The sequence below is a fragment of the Acinetobacter sp. UBA991 genome (assembly GCF_002292065.1).
In the GTDB taxonomy this organism is placed as follows: domain Bacteria; phylum Pseudomonadota; class Gammaproteobacteria; order Pseudomonadales; family Moraxellaceae; genus Acinetobacter; species Acinetobacter higginsii.
This window is the reverse complement of record NZ_DBBF01000031.1, coordinates 50,108-69,801: the sequence shown is the minus strand read 5'-3', so window position 1 is coordinate 69,801 and position 19,694 is coordinate 50,108. Positions and strand designations below refer to the sequence as shown.

At 42.0% G+C, this 19,694-nt stretch carries 21 protein-coding genes; 11 read left to right on the top strand and 10 right to left on the bottom strand.

All coding sequences use genetic code 11. The features are described from left to right. On the bottom strand, positions 1 to 260 hold a 260-nt coding region (locus B2727_RS14055; RefSeq protein ID WP_291349410.1), incomplete at its 3' end, for an RNA pyrophosphohydrolase. Between the two features lie 183 nt (positions 261 to 443). Here B2727_RS14055 and B2727_RS14050 point away from each other — a divergent pair. From B2727_RS14050 to B2727_RS14035, 4 genes are all read left to right on the top strand, one after another. Continuing rightward, entirely contained in the window at positions 444 to 1,094 is a 651-nt protein-coding gene (locus tag B2727_RS14050) for an HAD family hydrolase (protein ID WP_033133248.1), read from the top strand. 138 nt (positions 1,095 to 1,232) lie between these two features. After that, positions 1,233 to 2,666 carry a DUF2252 domain-containing protein gene (locus tag B2727_RS14045; protein ID WP_033133249.1) on the top strand — a complete coding sequence of 478 codons (1,434 nt, stop codon included), beginning with the start codon at positions 1,233 to 1,235 and terminating at the stop codon, positions 2,664 to 2,666. A 57-nt stretch (positions 2,667 to 2,723) separates the two neighbouring features. Further along, complete coding sequence (locus tag B2727_RS14040) at positions 2,724 to 3,470, top strand: sporulation protein (RefSeq protein WP_033133250.1); 747 nt, start codon at positions 2,724 to 2,726, stop codon at positions 3,468 to 3,470. Positions 3,471 to 3,543: 73 nt separating this feature from the next. Further along, positions 3,544 to 4,329: a hypothetical protein gene (locus B2727_RS14035; RefSeq protein ID WP_033133251.1), complete on the top strand. Its 786-nt coding sequence runs from the start codon at positions 3,544 to 3,546 to the stop codon at positions 4,327 to 4,329. Between the two features lie 8 nt (positions 4,330 to 4,337). Here B2727_RS14035 and B2727_RS14030 read toward each other — a convergent pair whose 3' ends face one another. Both B2727_RS14030 and B2727_RS14025 read right to left on the bottom strand, forming a co-directional pair. Further along, a complete protein-coding gene (locus B2727_RS14030) occupies positions 4,338 to 5,201 on the bottom strand; it encodes a LysR family transcriptional regulator (protein ID WP_033133252.1) in 864 nt (287 codons plus the stop codon). Positions 5,202 to 5,222: 21 nt separating this feature from the next. After that, the gene (locus B2727_RS14025; protein ID WP_016660478.1) at positions 5,223 to 5,462 is read right to left on the bottom strand and encodes a DUF2061 domain-containing protein; all 240 of its coding nucleotides are present in this window, start codon (positions 5,460 to 5,462) and stop codon (positions 5,223 to 5,225) included. 340 nt (positions 5,463 to 5,802) lie between these two features. Between B2727_RS14025 and leuC the strand changes: the two genes are divergently transcribed. The 4 genes from leuC (at position 5,803) to leuB (ending at position 9,722) form a co-directional block, all read left to right on the top strand. Continuing rightward, positions 5,803 to 7,221 carry a 3-isopropylmalate dehydratase large subunit gene (leuC, locus tag B2727_RS14020; protein ID WP_033133253.1) on the top strand — a complete coding sequence of 473 codons (1,419 nt, stop codon included), beginning with the start codon at positions 5,803 to 5,805 and terminating at the stop codon, positions 7,219 to 7,221. Positions 7,222 to 7,233: 12 nt separating this feature from the next. Then, positions 7,234 to 7,884, top strand: a complete 651-nt coding sequence (gene leuD / locus B2727_RS14015; RefSeq protein WP_033133254.1) for a 3-isopropylmalate dehydratase small subunit — start codon at positions 7,234 to 7,236, stop codon at positions 7,882 to 7,884. A 136-nt stretch (positions 7,885 to 8,020) separates the two neighbouring features. Further along, positions 8,021 to 8,596, top strand: coding sequence for a hypothetical protein (locus B2727_RS14010; protein WP_026057512.1), 576 nt, complete (start codon positions 8,021 to 8,023; stop codon positions 8,594 to 8,596). A 46-nt stretch (positions 8,597 to 8,642) separates the two neighbouring features. Continuing rightward, entirely contained in the window at positions 8,643 to 9,722 is a 1,080-nt protein-coding gene (gene leuB / locus B2727_RS14005) for a 3-isopropylmalate dehydrogenase (RefSeq protein ID WP_033133255.1), read from the top strand. 54 nt (positions 9,723 to 9,776) lie between these two features. Here leuB and B2727_RS14000 read toward each other — a convergent pair whose 3' ends face one another. Then, positions 9,777 to 10,175: a hypothetical protein gene (locus B2727_RS14000; protein WP_033133256.1), complete on the bottom strand. Its 399-nt coding sequence runs from the start codon at positions 10,173 to 10,175 to the stop codon at positions 9,777 to 9,779. A gap of 175 nt (positions 10,176 to 10,350) precedes the next feature. On the opposite strand from B2727_RS14000, the gene B2727_RS13995 reads away from it, so the two are divergent. Next, positions 10,351 to 10,722, top strand: a complete 372-nt coding sequence (locus B2727_RS13995; protein ID WP_004656039.1) for a lysozyme inhibitor LprI family protein — start codon at positions 10,351 to 10,353, stop codon at positions 10,720 to 10,722. A 62-nt stretch (positions 10,723 to 10,784) separates the two neighbouring features. Here the strand turns inward: B2727_RS13995 and infA are convergent, their stop codons facing one another. Continuing rightward, on the bottom strand, positions 10,785 to 11,006 hold the full coding sequence (gene infA / locus B2727_RS13990; RefSeq protein WP_001284370.1) for a translation initiation factor IF-1: 222 nt from the start codon (positions 11,004 to 11,006) through the stop codon (positions 10,785 to 10,787). 229 nt (positions 11,007 to 11,235) lie between these two features. Here infA and B2727_RS13985 point away from each other — a divergent pair, with 229 nt between their 5' ends. After that, positions 11,236 to 12,243 (top strand): AraC family transcriptional regulator, encoded by a 1,008-nt coding sequence (locus B2727_RS13985; RefSeq protein WP_004656037.1) that lies wholly within the window; start codon positions 11,236 to 11,238, stop codon positions 12,241 to 12,243. Positions 12,244 to 12,289: 46 nt separating this feature from the next. Here B2727_RS13985 and truA read toward each other — a convergent pair whose 3' ends face one another. The 5 genes from truA to asd all read right to left on the bottom strand — a co-directional run bounded on the left by truA (position 12,290) and on the right by asd (position 18,148). Continuing rightward, positions 12,290 to 13,087, bottom strand: a complete 798-nt coding sequence (gene truA / locus B2727_RS13980; RefSeq protein ID WP_005200325.1) for a tRNA pseudouridine(38-40) synthase TruA — start codon at positions 13,085 to 13,087, stop codon at positions 12,290 to 12,292. Positions 13,088 to 13,102: 15 nt separating this feature from the next. After that, positions 13,103 to 14,071: an asparaginase domain-containing protein gene (locus B2727_RS13975; RefSeq protein WP_171248649.1), complete on the bottom strand. Its 969-nt coding sequence runs from the start codon at positions 14,069 to 14,071 to the stop codon at positions 13,103 to 13,105. 44 nt (positions 14,072 to 14,115) lie between these two features. Beyond that, on the bottom strand, positions 14,116 to 15,363 hold the full coding sequence (locus B2727_RS13970; RefSeq protein ID WP_033133257.1) for a FimV domain-containing protein: 1,248 nt from the start codon (positions 15,361 to 15,363) through the stop codon (positions 14,116 to 14,118). Between the two features lie 61 nt (positions 15,364 to 15,424). Further along, positions 15,425 to 16,888, bottom strand: a complete 1,464-nt coding sequence (locus B2727_RS13965) for a FimV domain-containing protein (RefSeq protein WP_033133258.1) — start codon at positions 16,886 to 16,888, stop codon at positions 15,425 to 15,427. A gap of 141 nt (positions 16,889 to 17,029) precedes the next feature. Next, a complete protein-coding gene (gene asd, locus B2727_RS13960) occupies positions 17,030 to 18,148 on the bottom strand; it encodes an aspartate-semialdehyde dehydrogenase (RefSeq protein WP_004802505.1) in 1,119 nt (372 codons plus the stop codon). Between the two features lie 188 nt (positions 18,149 to 18,336). Between asd and B2727_RS13955 the strand changes: the two genes are divergently transcribed. Continuing rightward, entirely contained in the window at positions 18,337 to 19,461 is a 1,125-nt protein-coding gene (locus B2727_RS13955; RefSeq protein WP_033133259.1) for an endonuclease/exonuclease/phosphatase family protein, read from the top strand. Positions 19,462 to 19,694 lie beyond the last annotated feature (233 nt).

Below are 19,694 nucleotides of genomic sequence, written 5' to 3'. Positions count from 1 at the left end.
TCTGACCGAATGTACCGATGTGGCAAACGATAACGCAGCCAACCTTTTGTTTGCGCTATAATTTGGACGTGTTCGGGCAATAAACCGACTTCTTCTCTCAGTTCACGAAAAAGTGCCTGTTCAGGGGTTTCTCCAAATTGGATTCCTCCTTGTGGAAATTGCCAAGCATTGTGACCAATGCGTTTTGCCCATAAAACTTGTCCGTCATCGTTTGCCAAAATGATCCCGACGTTGGGTCGGAAACCTTCTGAGTCGATCATTTGGCTACCTAAATTTTGTCTATATCGTTGACTTTGATCTCGGGGACAGTCACTCTTTTGTCCAACTCGAAAAAGGTCAAAGTAAAATGTTTAAAAATTGCTATGATCTTAACGAATTTCTATCGACTAGCGGTGATAGATTTACATTTTTTTTCTTAATTTTCAGTTTAAACGAGAAATTCTATGCAATTGGCTTTGTTTGATTTAGATCACACCCTGTTAAATACTGACTCTGATCACTCTTGGGGTGAATTTTTAGTCAATGAAGGTTTAGTCGATCCAGTTCATCATCGTCAAATGAATGACAAATTCTACGAAGACTATAAAGCAGGGCAACTTGACCCGATTGCTTATAATGAATTTGTATTCGAATTCCTGACCAAACACGACAATGCCTATTTAACTGAGTTACATCAGTTGTTTATGCAGAAGGTCATCCGTCCACAGATGCGACCTAAAGGCTTCGAGGCGATTAAAAGACACCAAGCATTGGGACATGAGCTGGTTGGAATTACAGCAACCAGTGACTTTATTACCGCACCGATTTTCCGTGAATTTGGCATTACCGAGATTATTGCCACCAATGCAGAAGTAATTGATGGTCAATATACAGGCAAGGTGACAGGGATTCCGTGTTATCAAAATGGCAAGCTCGCACGTCTGGATCAATGGTTGGCTGGCCGATCAGTGACCGAGTCATGGGCGTATTCTGACTCAATTAATGATCGTTTCTTGCTTGAATATGCCACCCATGCGATTGCGGTCAATCCAGACGATCGTTTAGAAAAGCTAGCGCAACAGCAAGCTTGGGACATTCAAGACTGGTCGATTTAAAGTTTTGATTTGCTGCCAAATATGTCTTGATGAAATGGAATATTTGGCAGTGCTTTAATCACGCTAAAAAATTAAAAAAATCATTATCCGATTCATTCAAATTATTGCTATAACACTACTGGATTTATAGGGGGTGTTATGACAAAACAACAAATCAAATTACCAAAACAACTTTGGACCGCAGAGAGTATTGATCTCACAAGACATAGCTATCAAGGCAAGTTATTGAGCAAAAGCGAAGGCTTTCAATTAGGTAAGACACAACGAAAAAAAGTTCCACGTGAAAACTTAGCTCAACTTTCAGTACGTCCCAAAGGCACCACGGCGTTAACGCTTTATGATTGGAGCAATCAAGGACGCCTAGCACAATTACAGCCGATTCGTGCCAAGCGGATGAGTGTCTCGCCGTTTACGTTCTATCGTGGTATGCCAGCGCTAATGCTGTTTGATCAAGCATGGGAACAACACAATTCAGGTTTGTTTCAGCAAATTTGTGGCGATTGCCATTTAAGCAACTTTGGTGGTTTTGCCAGTCCTGAACGTAACCTGTTATTTGGCATCAATGACTTTGACGAAACCTTGGTTGCGCCATTTGAGTGGGATTTAAAACGTCTGGTGACCAGTTTTGTGATTGCGGCCAAAGACATTGGCTTGGGAGAGCGTAGTGGCTTAAAAGCCATTAAAACCATGCTGAATAGCTACCGCAAACACTTGCTTGAAAATATGGCCTTGTCCCCATTGCAAGTTTGGTATGAAAAGGTCGATGCCACTACTTTATTAGAAAATACCGAATGCCGAAAACTCAGAAAGAAACGTGCCAAGCATCTAGATTCAGCCCAAAAGCGCAATGCGCATTCGGTATTACCCAAGTTGACCCAACAAGATGATGCAACCGGGTTTAGACACTTTATTGATGATGCCCCTTTACTGTGGCACCCCAAAGCGGATGAACCATTTGCTGAGCAAGTCGATGAGTTTTTTCAACGCTATCGTAACTCATTGAAATATGACCGACAGGTATTGTTTGATCGTTATCAGCGGACCGATGTGGCACTCAAAGTGGTGGGGGTTGGCAGTGTTGGAACCCGCTCAGCAATTGCCTTATTTGAAGATGCAGACCGTGAACCGCTGATCTTACAAATGAAGGAAGCCAATCCTTCAATTCTCAGTCCGCTGTTTAAAGATAAGGTTGCGCATGAAGGCGAGCGGGTGATTCATGGTCAGCAATTGATGCAAGCGGCCAGCGATATCTTCTTGGGTTTTTCCAGCTTGAAACAAGATTTTCATGTCCGTCAGTTACGAGATATGAAAATTTCGGTCGATCTTGCCGATATGGATGATGAATATTTCTATGAATATGCGGAAAGTTGCGGCCTCGCTTTAGCCCATGCGCATGCCAAAGCCGGCAATGCTGATGTATTGATGGGGTATTTAGGTGAAGGCAGTACGATCGTTGAGGTTTTACAGAATTATGCGACTCAGTCAGCTGAGCGTAATTTAAATGACTACCAGCAATTCATGAACGCGGTAAGCGATGGTCAGATTCAGCTCGCTGGCGATGACGCCCTTTAATAATAGGTCTGTGAGTACAGACATAAAATAGTGATGATTTGAGAGAAAAAAGACAAAATGTTTAGCAAAATTATGTCAGGCTTGGGCCTGCAAGGTGTCACGCTTGAAACCCGTTTGTTTAATTCAACCTTGCAAGCAGGGGAGACACTACGTGGTGAGATTAACTTTAAAGGTGGCTCAACCGATAAAGAAATTAAAGGCCTCTATCTGCAATTAATGACCATGGCGGAGGTAGAGTCGGGCGATCATGAATTTAATCAGCCTTTGGTGTTGGATCAATGGTTAATCAGTTCTAATTTTTCATTGCCGGCAAATCAATCGCACAATGTTCCTTTCACCATGGAAATACCGCATGAAACCCCAATCACCGAAGTTTCTTGCCGCCGTAATGGAACACGGGTCTGGATCAATACCCGTCTGGATGTAGATTGGGGCGTGGACGCAACGGATCGTGACTATTTAAGTGTCCTGCCAACACCAGCCATGCAAATGTTTTTACAAGCCATGCAGCAATGTGGATTTGTATTATCCAGCGTGGATGTGGAAAAAGGCCAACTGACTGCGCATAATTTTAGATCGACCATTGGCTGCTACCAAGAACTTGAATTTGTCTCTTCGAGCCTATTCAGTGGTTTCAATGAAGTGGAAGTATCTTTTGTGGCTGAACCACACCAAACCCATGTCATGCTTGAGGTTGATCGCCGTCACCGCTCAGATCAATTATTGTCGATGACGATTCCACACCACCTCTTGGATGTTCAGCAAATGGCGCAGCAAATTCGCCATTTATTGCAGATCAAATAATCTTGATTAAACCTCCCTATTGGGAGGTTTTTTTTGTCATATTAATGTCATCATTTATTTTTAAGATCACTGTATGAAAATAAAAATAAATCAGGAAGCACAGACTTCTATTTCAATCGATGCATTACTGCAATTAAAACGACAACAGCCCATGATGAAAATACGATGGATCGCGCTCCCGCTCTTCGTCTTGATCTTAATGTACAGTTGGCAGCAACAGTTTTTTACCGCATGGGTCATTTTGCCCTTTGTGTGGGCAGTGATAGTGCTGAATCTTGCCTTGCTTGCGCGTTCTAAATCTAAAAAATTACAAAAGATTGAGCAATTCAAATTCGATCCGATTTTTTGGAACAAATTCAGATTCTATTATCCTGAACTGGGGCTAAAACAACGGCAATTGATCGAAGCTGGATTTAAGGATTATTTGGCATTACATGTTATGCAAAAACAGGCCTATGCCATGCCTTCGCATGCAGTTGATTCGTTATGGCATGTCATGCTGGAATTTCCAAAGCAGTACCAAGATTTATGTGAACAGATACTCGGTCGGCAGTTACATCATAGTCCCTATGATGCCAGTACAACGTCCACGCAGCAAACACAGCAGTTATTTGCGGCGTGGCGAAACAGTTGTGGTTTACATGCCTATCAGCCAAGAAATACCACGTTGTTACCGAGACTATTTGCCATTGATCAGGTCTTAAACTGGCAGGATGGGCAGTATTTTAATTTAGAATTGATGACCAAGGATTATGCGCAATATATGCAGGCACAATCTTCGTCATCCTCTTCAAGTTGCAGCAGTAGTAGCAATAGCTGTAGTAGTTGCAGCAGTTGTGGTGGCGGTGGGGGAGACTAATCCTGAGATTAACCGACATGCATCATACGGATCAATTCCTCAGCCGCTTTAGACTGAATTCGTGCAGGATGCCAAACCATACCGAGTTGACGCTGCATATCCAGTTTTAAATCGAGCTGTTTTAAATCCTGATTGACTAAGGTTTTTGGCAACACTGACCAGCCGAGACCAATTGAGACCAACATTCGAATGGATTCCAAAGGGTTGTTGCTCATCGTGATTTTCGGTTTTAAGCCATTCCGCTCAAATTCAGACAAAGTGATCTGACTGGTATAGGTTTGTGCAGCAGGTAACAAACTTGGGTAGCTAATCAGGTCTTCAAGTTTGAGTTGGGGTTGCTGTGCCAAAGGGTGGAAGGGCGCAGCCACAAACACCAATGGATCATTCCAGATGGTCACATAATTCAGGCGATCATCCCCAGCTGGCGGTAAGGTTAAAAATGCCAGTTCCAGCTCACCGGCCAAAACCAGTTCATGGGCTTGTTCTGAATCGACAAAATGCACATCCAAGGTCACTTGAGGATAATGCTGCACAAAGTTTTTCAGCGGTTCAGCCAAATGATGCAAACCGATATGATGACTGGTGCCAATCTTTAAACGGCCTTGTACCTGTGCTTGTTCATGACTCAAGGTATGATGAATTTCCCCTAATTCATTCAGCCAAGTTCGGACTTTAGGTAATAGAGAATGTGCGGCATGAGTAGGTTGAATGCCCCGGCCGGCAGATTCAAACAGTTTGACCCCGAAGTAGTCTTCTAGGCTATGAATCCGCTTCGTGACTGCGGGTTGGGTAATAAATAATTGTTCTGCTGCGATAGAAATTGAACCGGTTTCCATGACTTTAACAAATGCTTCAAAAGCAGCGAGATTCATACAAGAGTATCCAAAGAAATTTTAAAGCTGTTGAGTATCTTTATTTAATTTAAATTCGAAATGATTCCAAATTTTCTCATGAAAGAAAAAAGCAAATGCTTGTACGGTTGGTTCAAGCAGACTTAAGGTTGCTGCAATCCAGAAGTTTCCTGTGATCACATAAGCAACCATCATTGCAACACTAATATGCACAATATAATAACTTAAAGTTTTTTTAAAAGTTCGACGATTGTTATGTACAAATTTTTGAATACGAGTCATGGGGATGCCCTTAAGAAGCTCTATTAATGTAAATAATAATCATTATCGAATAAAATGTAAAAAAGAAATTTCAATTTAGGACGATTGGATTTATAAATCGTGAAATGATTTATTTAAATAAGTAGTTCAAAGCCAGAGTACGTATGAAATCTGCTCAGCTAAGATGATTTAAATTTTTTTCATTTAATGAGATGATCAAGATCGAAAATTTAAATTTATCATTCCTAAAAGTTTGTTAATTTATAAAAATGATAAATTAGATTTATGTGAAGCGATTGCTATAATCAATCCAAGATGAAAAATACCCAGACCAATGGCAAGCACGATGGAGGGCGACGACATGGCAGGCAAGACCTTATATGACAAATTATGGGATGACCATTTAGTAAAACAACGCGATGATGGTTCGAGCTTAATTTATATTGATCGCCATTTATTACATGAAGTGACTAGCCCTCAAGCGTTTGAAGGCTTACAGCTTGCTGATCGTCAACCTTGGCGTTTAAGTGCTAACGTTGCAACACCTGACCATAACGTGCCAACTTCTAAAAAAGAGCGCGAACAGGGCATTGCCGGGATTGAAGATGATACCTCTCGTATTCAGGTTCAAACCTTAGATGATAACTGTAAAACCTTTAATATCGTTGAGTTTGGGATTAATGATATCCGTCAAGGGATTGCCCATGTGGTTGGTCCAGAACAAGGTTTAACTTTGCCGGGCATGACCGTGGTCTGTGGTGACTCGCATACCGCAACGCATGGTGCTTTTGGCTGTTTGGCACATGGTATCGGAACGTCGGAAGTTGAGCATGTGTTGGCAACACAATGTTTAGTACAGAAAAAATCGAAGAACATGTTGGTTCGTGTTGATGGCGTATTAGGTACTGGCGTCACTTCAAAAGATGTGGTGTTAGCCATTATTGGCAAGATTGGGACTGCGGGTGGTACAGGTTATGCCATCGAGTTTGGCGGCCAAGTGTTCCGTGATATGTCGATTGAAGGTCGTATGACCGTATGTAATATGGCGATCGAAGCGGGTGCTCGTGTTGGTATGGTTGCAGTCGATGACAAAACCATTGCCTATGTAAAAGACCGTAACTATGCACCAAAAGGTGAACAGTGGGATCAAGCGGTTGAATACTGGAATACCTTACATTCAGACGAAGATGCTGTATTTGATGCTGTAGTGGTATTGAATGGCGCAGAGATTGAGCCACAAGTGTCTTGGGGAACTTCTCCAGAAATGGTCATTCCTGTTTCACAGGCAGTACCAACCTTAGAACAAGCCAAAGATGATGTACAACGCAATGACTGGACCCGTGCTTATCAATATATGGGCTTAACTGCTGGTCAAGCTTTGGCTGATATTCAGTTAGATCGTGTTTTCATTGGCTCATGTACTAACTCACGTATTGAAGATATCCGAGCTGCTGCAGATGTTGTGAAGGGGCGTACGGTTGCTTCAAGTATTAAGCAAGCAATGATTGTTCCTGGTTCTGGTTTGGTGAAACAGCAAGCCGAACAAGAAGGTTTAGATCAAATTTTCTTGGCAGCAGGTTTTGAATGGCGTGAACCAGGCTGTTCAATGTGTTTGGCGATGAATGCTGACAAGTTACAACCCGGTGAACATTGTGCTTCAACCTCGAATCGTAACTTTGAGGGTCGTCAGGGCAATGGTGGGCGGACGCATTTAGTGAGTCCAGCGATGGCAGCGGCAGCTGCAATTGCAGGCCATTTTGTTGACGTTCGTTCATTCTAAGGGAGCAATATCATGGAAAAATATACTGTAGAACAAGGTATTGTTGGGCCTTTAGACCGTGCCAATGTCGATACCGATTTAATCATTCCAAAACAGTTTTTGAAATCGATTAAACGTACGGGATTCGGTGATAACTTATTTGATGAGTTACGCTATTTGGATGAAGGCTTCTTAGGTCAAGACATTAGCAAGCGCCCAAAGAATCCTGACTTCGTGTTAAATCAACCGCGCTATCAAGGTTCAACTATCTTATTGGCACGCACTAACTTTGGTTGTGGTTCAAGCCGTGAGCATGCGCCATGGGCATTGAATGAATATGGCTTCCGTACTGTCATTGCGCCGAGCTTTGCCGATATTTTCTTTAATAACTGCTTTAAAAATGGCATGTTACCTGTGATTTTATCTGAACAGATTGTGGATCAATTGTTCAAGGAATGTGCTGAGAATGAGGGTTATCAACTTACGATTGATTTAGAAGCTCAGGAAGTACGTACGCCTGCAGGTGAAGCATTTAAATTTGAAATTGATCCATTCCGTAAACATTGCTTATTGAATGGTTTGGATGATATTGGCTTAACTTTACAAGTGGCAGATGATATTCGTGCTTTTGAAGCTAAGGCGAAACAAGCACGTCCTTGGGTGTTTCAAGACATCCAAGCATAAGTTTGGGTGCAAGAAACAAGATTGGGTTTTAGACATTTTTAACATAGGCATAGCGCAGAGATTGAACTCTTGTTAACATGCTAGCGGATAATATTTTGCTTACATGTTAACAAGACATGAGGACTGGGCTTGAATAATGAAAAGAAGACTCGCTCGCAGTATTTTACTGTGTCTAGGCGCTACGATGACTTTGACTGCGTGTCAAAATGCACCCAATGTGGTGGATCAGGTTCGTATTGCACAGAACACATTGGAAACTAAGGCGGACAACACAACTTTATATTGTTCAGGTGTTGAGAATTGTGAGTTTGAGCGAATTGGTGACATTGCGGTCATTGATGCAAAAACTCATCGGATTAGCCAACAGGCGATGGAACGCGGCATTGTACGCTTACATGGTTCAGTATTTAGCCGCAAACAGCAGGTCTATTTAAGTGTACCAGCCAAGCAATATGAAGTCGTCATTCGTTTCTATCCGATTTCTCCTGATCGTTCTGAAACTTTCCATGTGATTCATGCATTTAAACCGCATGTGCGCTATACCTTTAAAATGTACCGAGACCGAACACGTCGTTCAGGCAGTTTACTTAATGTTTCTGTACCTGATCCATTGTGTGTAGATTTACAGCAAGAGCAACACACCATTCGCCGTTTCTGTCGTCCATTTGACGTCAGTACAGGTCTTGGTGAGTTTGTTGAGAAAAAGGTTTAATAGGCTCGCAGTGTTATCGCTGCACATAGGAAAATTGGAAAAATAAATGTCGAAGCATATTTTAATTTTAGCGGGTGATGGCATTGGTCCTGAAATCGTAGCAGCTGCTGAAAAGGTTTTAACCAAGGTCAATGATAAATTTAATTTAGGTTTGACATGGGAACATGGTTTGCTCGGTGGTTCTGCAATTGATGCACACGGCGAACCGTACCCAACAGTGACCAGTGAACAGGCGAAAAAAGCCGATGCAATTTTATTAGGTGCAGTTGGTGGTCCGAAGTGGGATAGCATTGAGCGTTCAATTCGCCCTGAACGTGGCTTGTTAAAAATTCGAAGTGAACTCAATTTATTCGCCAACTTACGTCCTGCGATTTTGTATCCACAATTGGCAGATGCATCTAGCTTAAAACCTGAAATCGTTGCCGGTCTTGATATTCTCATTGTTCGTGAGTTAACGGGTGGGATCTATTTTGGTCAGCCACGTGGTATTCGTGAACTCGAAAATGGTGAAAAGCAGGGTTATAACACTGACGTCTATTCAGAAAGTGAAATCAAACGCATCGCCAAAGTTGCTTTTGAGTTGGCTGGATTACGTGGTGGCAAGGTCTGTTCGGTGGATAAAGCCAATGTACTTGAAGTAACGGAATTGTGGAAACAAACCGTCACTGACTTGCAGCAAGCACAGTATTCAAATATTCAGTTGTCGCATATGTATGTAGATAACGCAGCAATGCAGTTGGTACGCGCACCGAAGCAATTTGATGTGATTGTCACAGGTAATTTGTTCGGTGATATCCTCTCTGACGAAGCAGCGATGTTGACGGGTTCAATTGGTATGTTGCCATCTGCCTCTTTAGATGAGAATGGCAAAGGTATGTATGAACCATGTCATGGTTCAGCGCCAGATATTGCAGGTCAGAATATTGCCAATCCATTGGCAACAGTGCTTTCAGTAGCAATGATGTTGCGCTATACCTTCCGTGAAGAAACAGCTGCGAAAGCAATTGAAGATGCGGTCGGTCAGGTGTTAGACCAAGGTTTACGTACTGCCGATATTATGTCGGAAGGCATGAACAAGGTCGGTACTGATGCGATGGGTGAGGCTGTAGTTACAGCATTAAACTAAGCCTTGCAGGCTATAAAAAAACGCAGCATGAGCTGCGTTTTTTTATTTGATAAATCAGCAGGCCTTACCTTCATAACGAATAGATTGTGCAATTTGTTGTTGATCCAGCTCAAAAATAATATGGCATTTTAAGTTTAGATCATAAGCACTGCCTGCATTGCCAGCAGTTTGAATCGGAATATTCTGAGCGCCAAGTTCGGTTGATTGTGCAATCGGAATCGGGATACGGATAGGACGAATCACGGTATAAATCAGTTGATTATTTTGCTTAACCGGTTGGGCCAGTGTTTGGAAACCTAAGGGTTTTAAGTCGAGCTGTTGCTGGATGGTCTGCGCAGATTGCCCAATAAACGGCTTTAGATAGTCGGGTAGACTAATATTTGGCTGGTTTGATGTTACACAAGCTTGTAAACCGAGAAGCGTACTGAACAACAGGTACTTATAATTTTTCATTATGATCATCCTTTATCTTTTTGATCTTTTTTTATTCAATGGCAAAAGTGCAGGAGTGTCGAGAGCATTTATGTGAATTGCTAAAAAGATACAATCTTGTCTACTTTTGGACAATGTTCAAGCCCAGCAAAATATGTTTAGATAATGATGATAATTAAGCGATTTGGACAACTTCATGCGCAAAATAATATTTGGCTTGATCTGTGGGGCAATGGCGACATTGAGCTATGCGGATAACTGCGAAAATGCCCGTAATACTTATGATGATATCTACTGTACCAATAAAATTTTTGCCAGTGCAGATGCTGACTTAAATAAAAACTATCAGCAATTACGCAAACAACTGAGCGATACACAACAAAAAATTTTAAAAAAATCACAACTGGCGTGGATTCGCCATCGTGATGCAGAATGTAGTGATGATTCGAAAAGTACGGTTTATGTGCAATGCCAATTGAATGCAACGCAAGAACGCAACAACTGGCTGCAAGAGCGTATCCGTGAATGTCAGACAGTGGGCTGTAAAACGACACGCCTCAGTGAATAAGCTTTCGTTTGAGCAATAAAAAAAGCCACATGATGTGGCTTTTTTGCATTCACTAATCTGACTTAGCGTGCACGATAAGTGATACGACCCTTAGTCAAATCATAAGGTGTCATTTCAACTTTAACACTGTCACCTGTCAAAATACGGATATAGTGTTTACGCATTTTACCAGAAATGTGAGCAATAACTTCGTGACCGTTTTCTAAACGTACACGGAACATCGTATTAGGAAGCGTTTCGGTGACAACGCCTTCGAACTCAATGAGTTCCTCTTTATTGGCCATAGCCTACCTGAGATCAAATTGGGAAGGCGCAAATTATAGTCAATTTATTTAAAATTTACAAGATCAAGTCTGTTAGAGGCTGTCAGATATTAACCGAAAGAAACTGTCAGACAATTCGCGATTTTTTTTAACAAAATAAGCAGAATATTGTTGTCAGTTTGGTCAATCAACGTTAATCTAAAATTGTTGTTCATTGTCATAATAACGTATCTACAGGGAAGGGCACAGCGTGGGTCAGCTAACAGATGCATCAGTTGTATTGCGCTTTGGTTATCAGGCAATTCGTAAAGCAGGATTACCAACTGAAGAGATTTTAACAAAGGCCGGCGTGGCATTAAATCAAGTGGATACCAATGCAAGAACGCCGCTAAGTGCACAAAATGCGTTCTGGATCGCTGCACAGGATGTGAGTAACGATCCTGATATCGGGCTTCATCTCGGTGAACATCTACCACTTTATCGTGGGCAAGTGATTGAACATTTATTTATTAGTAGTGAAACCTTTGGCGAAGGCTTAAAGCGTGCCTTGGCTTATCAACGCCTGATCAGTGATGCTTTCGATGCCAAACTGGTGATTGAAGATGGTCGCTGTTACTTGAGCAATGGTGAACAGTATTGGCCAGATAATTTGGTCAACCGTCATTTCTCTGAATGTGCCATGTCAGGCATTTTACGTTTCTTTAAATTTATTACCGAAGGTCAGTTTCACCCGATTTATATTGATTTTAACTTCAATGAGGGCGCTGCTGATGACGAATACTTTAGAGTCTATGGCTGCCCAGTGAGCTTGGGGCAAAAAGAAACCCGCCTTTATTTTGATGCGGCCGTACTGGATTATCCGTTATGGCAAGCAGAGCCTGAATTATTACAATTGCATGAGCAATTGGCGATTGAGAAATTACAAGAACTGGCGCGTTACGATCTGGTTGGTGAAGTCCGCCGTGCCATTGGCTCAACCCTTGAAAGTGGTGAAACGACTCTAGAGACGGTAGCGGCACAGTTGAATATCACGCCGCGCCGTTTAAGAACCCAACTCAGTGAGGCCAATACCAGTTTCCAGCAAATTCTTTCGGATTATCGTTGCCGTTTGGCGAAAAAGCTGTTGGCGAATACCAATGAAAGTGTCGAGCGGATTGTGTATTTAACGGGTTTCTCTGAACCAAGTACCTTCTATCGTGCCTTTAAGCGTTGGACCAATGAAACGCCAGTTGAATATCGCAAGCGTAAACAACGTTAATTGATTCCGAATAAAAAAGCCTTATCACTGCGATAAGGCTTTTTTATTATTCAGCTAAATTCAACCAGTGTGGACCTAAAGGCAACTGCGGTAAGTCAAATTCATCTGGGTAATAAGATTGAATAAAGTATAGACCATCAGGTGGGGCAGTAATGCCAGCAGCAGTACGATCTTCTGCGGCAAACATGGTATCAATATGGTCGATTTCATACTGACCTTGCCCAATTTCAAGCAGGCAACCCATGATATTACGGACCATATGGTGCAAGAAACCATCCGCTTGAATATCTAAGACCAGATAACGGCCATGTTCGAATAAGCGACAGTGTTTTACATGACGTACAGGTTGATTGGATTGACAGGCTGCAGCACGAAAAGTCTCAAAATTATGCGTACCCTCGAATTTTGCAGCGGCAGTAATCATCTTTTGCACATCAAGCTTTTGATAAAGATGGGTGACCTGTTTATATAACAAGGCAGGGCGAGTCGGGGCGTTATACACCACATAGCGATAACGACGAGCCACCGCTTTAAAACGTGCATGGAAATTTTCATCCATACATTTAATCCACTGGATTGAAATGTCTTTGGGCAATTGACTATTGGCACCACGAATCCAGCCTTGTTCTGGGCGAATGGCTTCGGTGTCGAAATGTGCCACCATATTGGTCGCATGTACACCTGCATCCGTTCGTCCAGCACCATGTAACATAATTGGCTGATTGGCAATACGACTCAGCACTTTTTCTATGGTTTCCTGAACAGTGATAACGCCAGCCTGTTGGGTTTGCCAACCACGGTATTGAGTACCGCAAAATTCAATACCGATTGCATAACGTTGCATGTTCTAACCTCAGAATTAATGTTGATGCCAATGTTCGAACCATTGTTCGTGGGTCGGATATTTTAAATACATTTGCAAGACTTTTGCATATAAATCGGCATGGCTATGACAATCATTGACTAAAACTTTGGCAGATTGAATCCATGAGCTGACCGCATAGCGTTGATCAAGTTGCCCAAAGGTCACTTGAGTGCTGATAATCGGTAAACATTGTTTTTGATAAAGTTGTTCAAAAATCGCGAGAATTTCATCATTTACCGCAATATTACCTGTACCAAAGCCTTGTAGCACCAAAAAGTGAGGTGGGTTAACTAGAAGATTTTTTAACTGCACAATAAGTTGTTGTTTGGCAATCGGCTGTAACATCAAATTCAAAACACTAAGTTGAGCGGCTTGCTCAATCTGTTCATTTTGGACAATAAAAGCATCTGCTGTAGTATTACAGCTCTGGTCTGCTTTGATGCCAACAAAGGCATCTAATTCAGTGGTATGGGCTTTTAAAGTGCTTTGTGCATGAAAGACTTGTTCATGGAAGGCAAGATAAACACCACTTGGCAAGGTAAGCACTTGCTCCAGTGCTAAATACAGGTTGCCAATTGCATCGGTGAATTCGCGGGTATCATTGCCTTCAATATTCAATAATGGGTATTGGCTGCCCGTAATGATGGCGTGGCAAGAATGGCCTAAAAAACGTGCCAGTGTTGCCGCAGCATAACTCAGTGTATCCGTCCCATGAATAATGACAAAATGCTGAAAGCTATTGAGTTGTAATTGTTGGATTTGTTGTACCAACTTCAACCAATCGGTTGCGGTACAGGCGCTGCTGTCTTTAATGCTAGGGGCAGCGAAACATTCAACCTGCAAATGTGGTGGAATCACCTTCGCTAATAAAGGTAAAAAATCCTGTTCAGGCATTGGTATCAAGGGTTCACCAATACAACCAAACGTCCCACCCATATAAATTAAAGCGATTGTTTTCATCATAAAAAAAGCAGCCTGAGAGACTGCTTATATTAGACTGATCAAATTCAGGAAGCTATTTTATTCAGTAAATTTTCTGAACGTTGTTGTTGTTCTGCATTCAATGCCTGATTGTTTTTTAACAACTCACGGGCAGAATCATAGGCACCCAGTTCAATATACTGCTCTGCAAGCTCTAAATTCAGCTGTGCTTCATCAAGCTGTTGCAGGTCTGGGAAAGACTGGGCCAATGGGTCATGAACTGTAATCGCTGCCGCAGGCGTGATCAATTCAGGTTGTGTTTCAACTACAGCTGGTTCTGCAATGTCAAATGAAAACGTTGTGGTTTCAAGTGGTGCAGGTTGTTCAGTTTTTTCTATGGTAGGTTCAAAATTAAAATCTAAGCTGGGTGTTGCTTCTTCTACAGGTGCTTTTTCTGCAACGGGCTGAGATGCAAGCTCTAAAGAAGTAAAGTTAAAGTCAAGCTCAGGTTTTAGGTCTTCAGTTTTTGCTTCTTCAATGCTTGGTGCTGTTGGTTCTAAGTTAAACGAAAACTCAAGTGGCTGCTGTTCTTTACTCTCAGATATTTCAACTGGAGACTGTGCAGGCACGGCTTCATCAGCAGGCTTCTGTTCAAAGGAGAAATTAAAGTCTAATGGTTGAACTTCAGGTGCAGCTTCTACAGGCTTTGCTTCTTCTGTCGGTGCAGCATATTCTGATTGTAAGTCATCAAATGATTGCGCAGCTGGTGTTTGGACTAAAGCATCAAAGTCAGCAGCATTGTTTTGAAGCTGTGGCTCAGATGTAGGTGTTTGCTGAAAACTATGTGATGCTAAATTAAATTCAATCGAATCAGGCTGTTTATTCTGCTCGTATTCACGATGCTTCGCTTCTGCTGCTTGTGCAATATCTTCCAGTTTTAAGGCATGAATATGTTTGATCAATTGATCAATCGCCAAATCATCTTTTTGCTTTAAATGAATATCCAGTAAAAACAAATACAATTCATGTTGAGAATTGTCTTGTTTTAAAGCTTGATTGATTTGTGCCTCGGCAGACTGAAAGTTACCACTTTGAATTTGTTGTTCAAGTTTTTGACGTAAGCTTTCAGAAATTGCTGTAGTCGTTGGAAGTGCTGCTGGCTCTTGTTCTTCACGTACGAGCGTGGTTCGTGAAGCAGATCGTGTCGCTGCTTTTTTTGTCGTTTTGCTTGCACCTTTTTTAGATGCAGTATTGGCTTGATTGCTTTCACGTTTTTTTAAAACGATAGCTACAATCAGTACAATGACGAGCAGTACAATGATTATAGTTGACATGATCTATACCCCTTAAAGATAGAGCCGCTTTTATGCAAATTTATGAGAATATTCTCGTAACCTAGCGTGTTGGCTTTTTAGTGTCCTGTTGCGCCTTCAACTGATCTTGCAGTTCAGCAAGTCGAGCATTTAACAGCTGAATACGTTGTTCCTTCTGACGTAGTGCCAATTCTAACTGTGTTACGTTTCTTTGTAATGTAACGGTTTTTTCTCGTGCTGTCATAACTTTTAATGATAAATCGGCACTGGTTTTTTGCTGTAATGTGTCTTTTTTGGCACTTCCAGTACTGGAATCTTGATTACTCTCAGCCACCAGAGACATTTCAGCTTGTTGTAACCGATATTTGGCTTTTCCTACGGCTGGACGCTGTGTTTGTGCCGCAATTTGATTGGTGTTCTTATTCTGCTGTGTAGATGTGGCAGTAAGATTAAAGTTTAAATGTGAGCCCTGCCTAAGGCGGTTGGCGTTCCCCCCAATAAAGGCATGTTCATTTTGTGCTTTGATTTGATTCATGACCTGAGCAACAGGCTGCTGCGTTTGCCCTGCAATATGTTGTGCAATACTCCATAAGGATTCATTACGTTGCACCACATGCTGTTGGGCTTTGTCATCGTTTGCTGCTGCTTTTGTCGGGAGCTTCTTTTTGGCCGCTTGGGCTGTCTCTTTCACTGGATCAGGTGTTTTCGCTTTTTCTTTGGTTTCAATCGGTTTAAGCTCAGTTACTTTGAGTTCCTCATCCAATGCAGTACTTTGCTTGGTAGCGGCCGTATTCACAGTTTGAGTACTTTCCTGTTTGACAGGCACTGTTTTTGGCTGCTGTGGTACTTTTTCTGCGATAGGTGTTACTGGCTGTGGCACGGAGCTCGCCACTGCCGCGGTTGTTTCTACTTTCACGGGGGGAGCGATTGAAACTGCACTGGCAGCTGTTGTTGTCGTACTTGGCTTTGATGTTTCTAACACAGGTGGAAGGGTAAATGGCGCATTCAGGAGTGTTTCTTGTTTTAAGTTTTGCCCTTGTGAATTTGCATTTGTAGCATTAAAGCGTGTGCTTTCAGGTAGGTTTAAAGCGATATCTTTTTCACTGACAATAAACTTGGGTGTGAGTGATTTTTCATTGGCATTCTTCGCTAGAGGTGCTTTCGCGACTTGGCGCATAGGTTGGCGAATATGCTTTAAATGAGATGCGCCACCTTCCTGAATTTTTAAAATAATATTCAGTTCAGCATCGGTCATGGGGCGTGATGAAGTGATCACAATCACGCCTTCACCTTGATTATTACGGCGTGTAAAAAAATTAAGATTAGCAGGGGGCTGATGCGCAGCGCCAAGCATCAATAAATCTTCAGGTGTTGCCAAACTGACGTCTAATTTAGAATTGGCATCGGCTTGGTGGAAACTCATTTCGGCATAAAGAAGTTCACCAGGCGCAGACTGGATTTGAATTGGATCAAGCGTAATTGCATAAAGGTGTTGCGAAGAAATGATGGCTAAAATGGCAATTTTTAATTTGTTATAAACAGTCATCTCGATCCATGAAAAAGTGATGTTATGGTCTGGAAAAAGTATACATTACCGTGATGTAAATGAATTGTAAATTATTCATCTTTCGTCGCAAGAAAAAAGCCGATCAAATGTGATCGGCTTTTGATTTTTAGGAATTTTTGCTTAAGCGTTCTTGTATTCCACCAGAATACGAAGCATACGGCGTAATGGCTCGGCAGCACCCCAAAGCAGTTGGTCACCAACAGTAAATGCACCAAGATATTCTTTACCCATATTGAGCTTACGTAAACGGCCAACAGGAACAGTTAAAGTACCTGTGACTGCAACAGGGGTAAGATCTGTCATAGAGGCTTCACGAGTATTCGGAACGACTTTTGCCCATTGGCTAGAGTTGCGAATCATGTCTTCGATTTCATCAAGTGGCACATCTTTTTTCAATTTCAATGTGATTGCTTGAGAGTGGCAACGCATTGCACCAATACGCACACAGTGACCATCAATTGGAACGATTTGTTGATTACCTAAAATCTTGTTGGTTTCAACCTGACCTTTCCATTCTTCTTTCGATTGACCGCTTTCGAGTTGTTTGTCGATATACGGAATCAATGAACCCGCCAATGGCACGCCAAAGTTTGCTTTCGGGAAGCCCTCGCCACGTTGTAATTCTGCGATTTGACGGTCAATATCAAGAATTGCAGATTTAGGGTCATCCAATAAGGTTTTAGTATTGTTATACAAATAACCCATACCTGTGATCAGTTCACGCATGTTCTGCGCACCCGCACCAGACGCTGCTTGATAGGTCATTGAAGTCGCCCATTCCACTAAATTATTTTGGAACAGTGAACCTAAGCCCATCAACATCAATGAAACGGTACAGTTACCGCCAACGAAAGTTTTAGTACCGTTGACCAAACCATCTTTGATCACGTTTAAGTTGACTGGATCAAGAACGATGATTGCGTCATCTGCCATACGCAGCGTAGATGCGGCATCAATCCAATAGCCATCCCAACCTTCAGCTTTAAGCTTTGGGAAAACTTCAGAGGTATAATCACCACCTTGGCAGGTTAAAATGACATCCATTTGCTTCAGACTGTTAATGTCTGTTGCATCCATAAGTGCTGGGGCAGTCTTACCACCAAATGAAGGTGCTTCGCCACCTGCATTACTGGTAGAGAAATAGAATGGCTCGATATGAGCAAAATCATTCTCTTCAACCATACGTTGCATCAGGACAGAACCAACCATCCCACGCCAACCGACCAGACCTACTTTCATGTCATTGTGCCTCGGTATGTAAAAAAATTTAAAGGGGTTTGAGTGTATCAAAAGTGCCCACAACTGCAAGCTTTACTGAAATAAAACAGTGCGTTTATTGAGTGGAATATCTTGTTTATATTAGATAGAAAATTGATAAAGCGAAAACTTTATTGTAAATCTATGCTACCCCAAAGAGAAAAATGAACATGATATGGATTCAGATTTGCGCAGCACTGGTGATATGGCTTTCATTTTGGTCTTTGATCCCCAGAGATGAATGGTGGTTTCGGGGTGCAGACTTTCCGAGATTACAAATATTAGCACTCGGGATCATCACATTTTTTGCGATGCTATTTGTGCTTTCCGATTGGACCTTGAGTACTGAACTGCTCTTTCTTGGGCTGGTTGCAGCGATAGCCTATCAGCTTAAAATGGTGTTGCCTTATACGCCGTTATGGCGCAAGCAAGTCAAAAAAGTCAAAAAGGCGCAACTCAATCCAGAGCAACAAATTTCCTTATTGGTGGCAAATGTACTGACACCTAATCACAAATATCATCTGTTACTTGAACAGATTGAAATTTTAAAGCCAGATTTGGTACTTACGCTGGAGTCGAATGCTGAATGGCAGCAAGCGCTGAGCCCAATTGAAGACGATTATCCTTTCCGTGTGGCAGTACCCTTAGAGAACCTATATGGTATGCATCTTTATAGTCGTTTGCCCTTAAACGACACCGAAGTTAAATTTATTTTGAGTGATGAAATTCCATCGATTCATACTGCAGTGACTTTGCCATCAGGCGTGCAAGTGCAGTTGTATTGTTTGCACCCTAAACCACCGAGTCCGACAGAGGCCAAAGATTCGACCTTAAGAGATGCAGAATTACTGATTGTGGGTGATCAGATTGAAGATATTGATCAGAGCTGTATCGTGATGGGGGATTTGAATGATGTGGCATGGTCAAGAACCACACGTTTATTTCAGCGGATTAGTGGCTTGCTTGATCCTCGAGTCGGGCGCTATTTTATGAATACCTTCCATGCGGATTATCCGCTGTTACGCTGGTCATTGGATCATATCTTTCATAGTACCGATTTTGGTTTGGTCGATATGAAACGCCTGCCACATATTGGTTCAGATCATTTTCCGGTGTATGTGGTCTTACAAACAGGACGGGTGTTTGAACAGCAGCAACAATCGTTGCAACAGACCGCTGAGGATGAGCAGGAGGCTCAGGAAGCCATACAAGATGGAATCGAAAAGGCGGAGCAAGAGGAGAAGCAGGTGACAGATCCTTTAGCTCAACCACATAAACAACAAATGGAAAACTGATTCAGCGAGAAGATGTGCGTGCAATTGGCTGATTTTAAAGTTTACCTAATCAATGTACGTTATTTCGTACATAGATTTAAGTCTGCAACGAATAGTGCTACATCGTTAAAAGGTTTATTCTAAATACATCAGCACAAGGACGCAGGAATGGATTTCCGCTTAAGGATAGCAACGCTGAGATGGAAAAGTCATCATGGATATGATGCATGCGATGGACGCAGGATAATAAAAGT

Excerpts from the sequence above, each read along its gene's own strand:
- B2727_RS14050 (WP_033133248.1), top strand. The coding sequence starts at position 444 with ATGCAATTGGCTTTGTTTGATTTAGATCACACCCTGTTAAATACTGAC.
- B2727_RS14045 (WP_033133249.1), top strand. The coding sequence starts at position 1,233 with ATGACAAAACAACAAATCAAATTACCAAAACAACTTTGGACCGCAGAG.
- B2727_RS14040 (WP_033133250.1), top strand. The coding sequence starts at position 2,724 with ATGTTTAGCAAAATTATGTCAGGCTTGGGCCTGCAAGGTGTCACGCTT.
- B2727_RS14035 (WP_033133251.1), top strand. The coding sequence starts at position 3,544 with ATGAAAATAAAAATAAATCAGGAAGCACAGACTTCTATTTCAATCGAT.
- B2727_RS14030 (WP_033133252.1), bottom strand. The coding sequence starts at position 5,201 with ATGAATCTCGCTGCTTTTGAAGCATTTGTTAAAGTCATGGAAACCGGT.
- B2727_RS14025 (WP_016660478.1), bottom strand. The coding sequence starts at position 5,462 with ATGACTCGTATTCAAAAATTTGTACATAACAATCGTCGAACTTTTAAA.
- leuC (WP_033133253.1), top strand. The coding sequence starts at position 5,803 with ATGGCAGGCAAGACCTTATATGACAAATTATGGGATGACCATTTAGTA.
- leuD (WP_033133254.1), top strand. The coding sequence starts at position 7,234 with ATGGAAAAATATACTGTAGAACAAGGTATTGTTGGGCCTTTAGACCGT.
- B2727_RS14010 (WP_026057512.1), top strand. The coding sequence starts at position 8,021 with ATGAAAAGAAGACTCGCTCGCAGTATTTTACTGTGTCTAGGCGCTACG.
- leuB (WP_033133255.1), top strand. The coding sequence starts at position 8,643 with ATGTCGAAGCATATTTTAATTTTAGCGGGTGATGGCATTGGTCCTGAA.
- B2727_RS14000 (WP_033133256.1), bottom strand. The coding sequence starts at position 10,175 with ATGAAAAATTATAAGTACCTGTTGTTCAGTACGCTTCTCGGTTTACAA.
- B2727_RS13995 (WP_004656039.1), top strand. The coding sequence starts at position 10,351 with ATGCGCAAAATAATATTTGGCTTGATCTGTGGGGCAATGGCGACATTG.
- infA (WP_001284370.1), bottom strand. The coding sequence starts at position 11,006 with ATGGCCAATAAAGAGGAACTCATTGAGTTCGAAGGCGTTGTCACCGAA.
- truA (WP_005200325.1), bottom strand. The coding sequence starts at position 13,087 with ATGCAACGTTATGCAATCGGTATTGAATTTTGCGGTACTCAATACCGT.
- B2727_RS13975 (WP_171248649.1), bottom strand. The coding sequence starts at position 14,071 with ATGATGAAAACAATCGCTTTAATTTATATGGGTGGGACGTTTGGTTGT.
- B2727_RS13970 (WP_033133257.1), bottom strand. The coding sequence starts at position 15,363 with ATGTCAACTATAATCATTGTACTGCTCGTCATTGTACTGATTGTAGCT.
- B2727_RS13965 (WP_033133258.1), bottom strand. The coding sequence starts at position 16,888 with ATGACTGTTTATAACAAATTAAAAATTGCCATTTTAGCCATCATTTCT.
- asd (WP_004802505.1), bottom strand. The coding sequence starts at position 18,148 with ATGAAAGTAGGTCTGGTCGGTTGGCGTGGGATGGTTGGTTCTGTCCTG.
- B2727_RS13955 (WP_033133259.1), top strand. The coding sequence starts at position 18,337 with ATGATATGGATTCAGATTTGCGCAGCACTGGTGATATGGCTTTCATTT.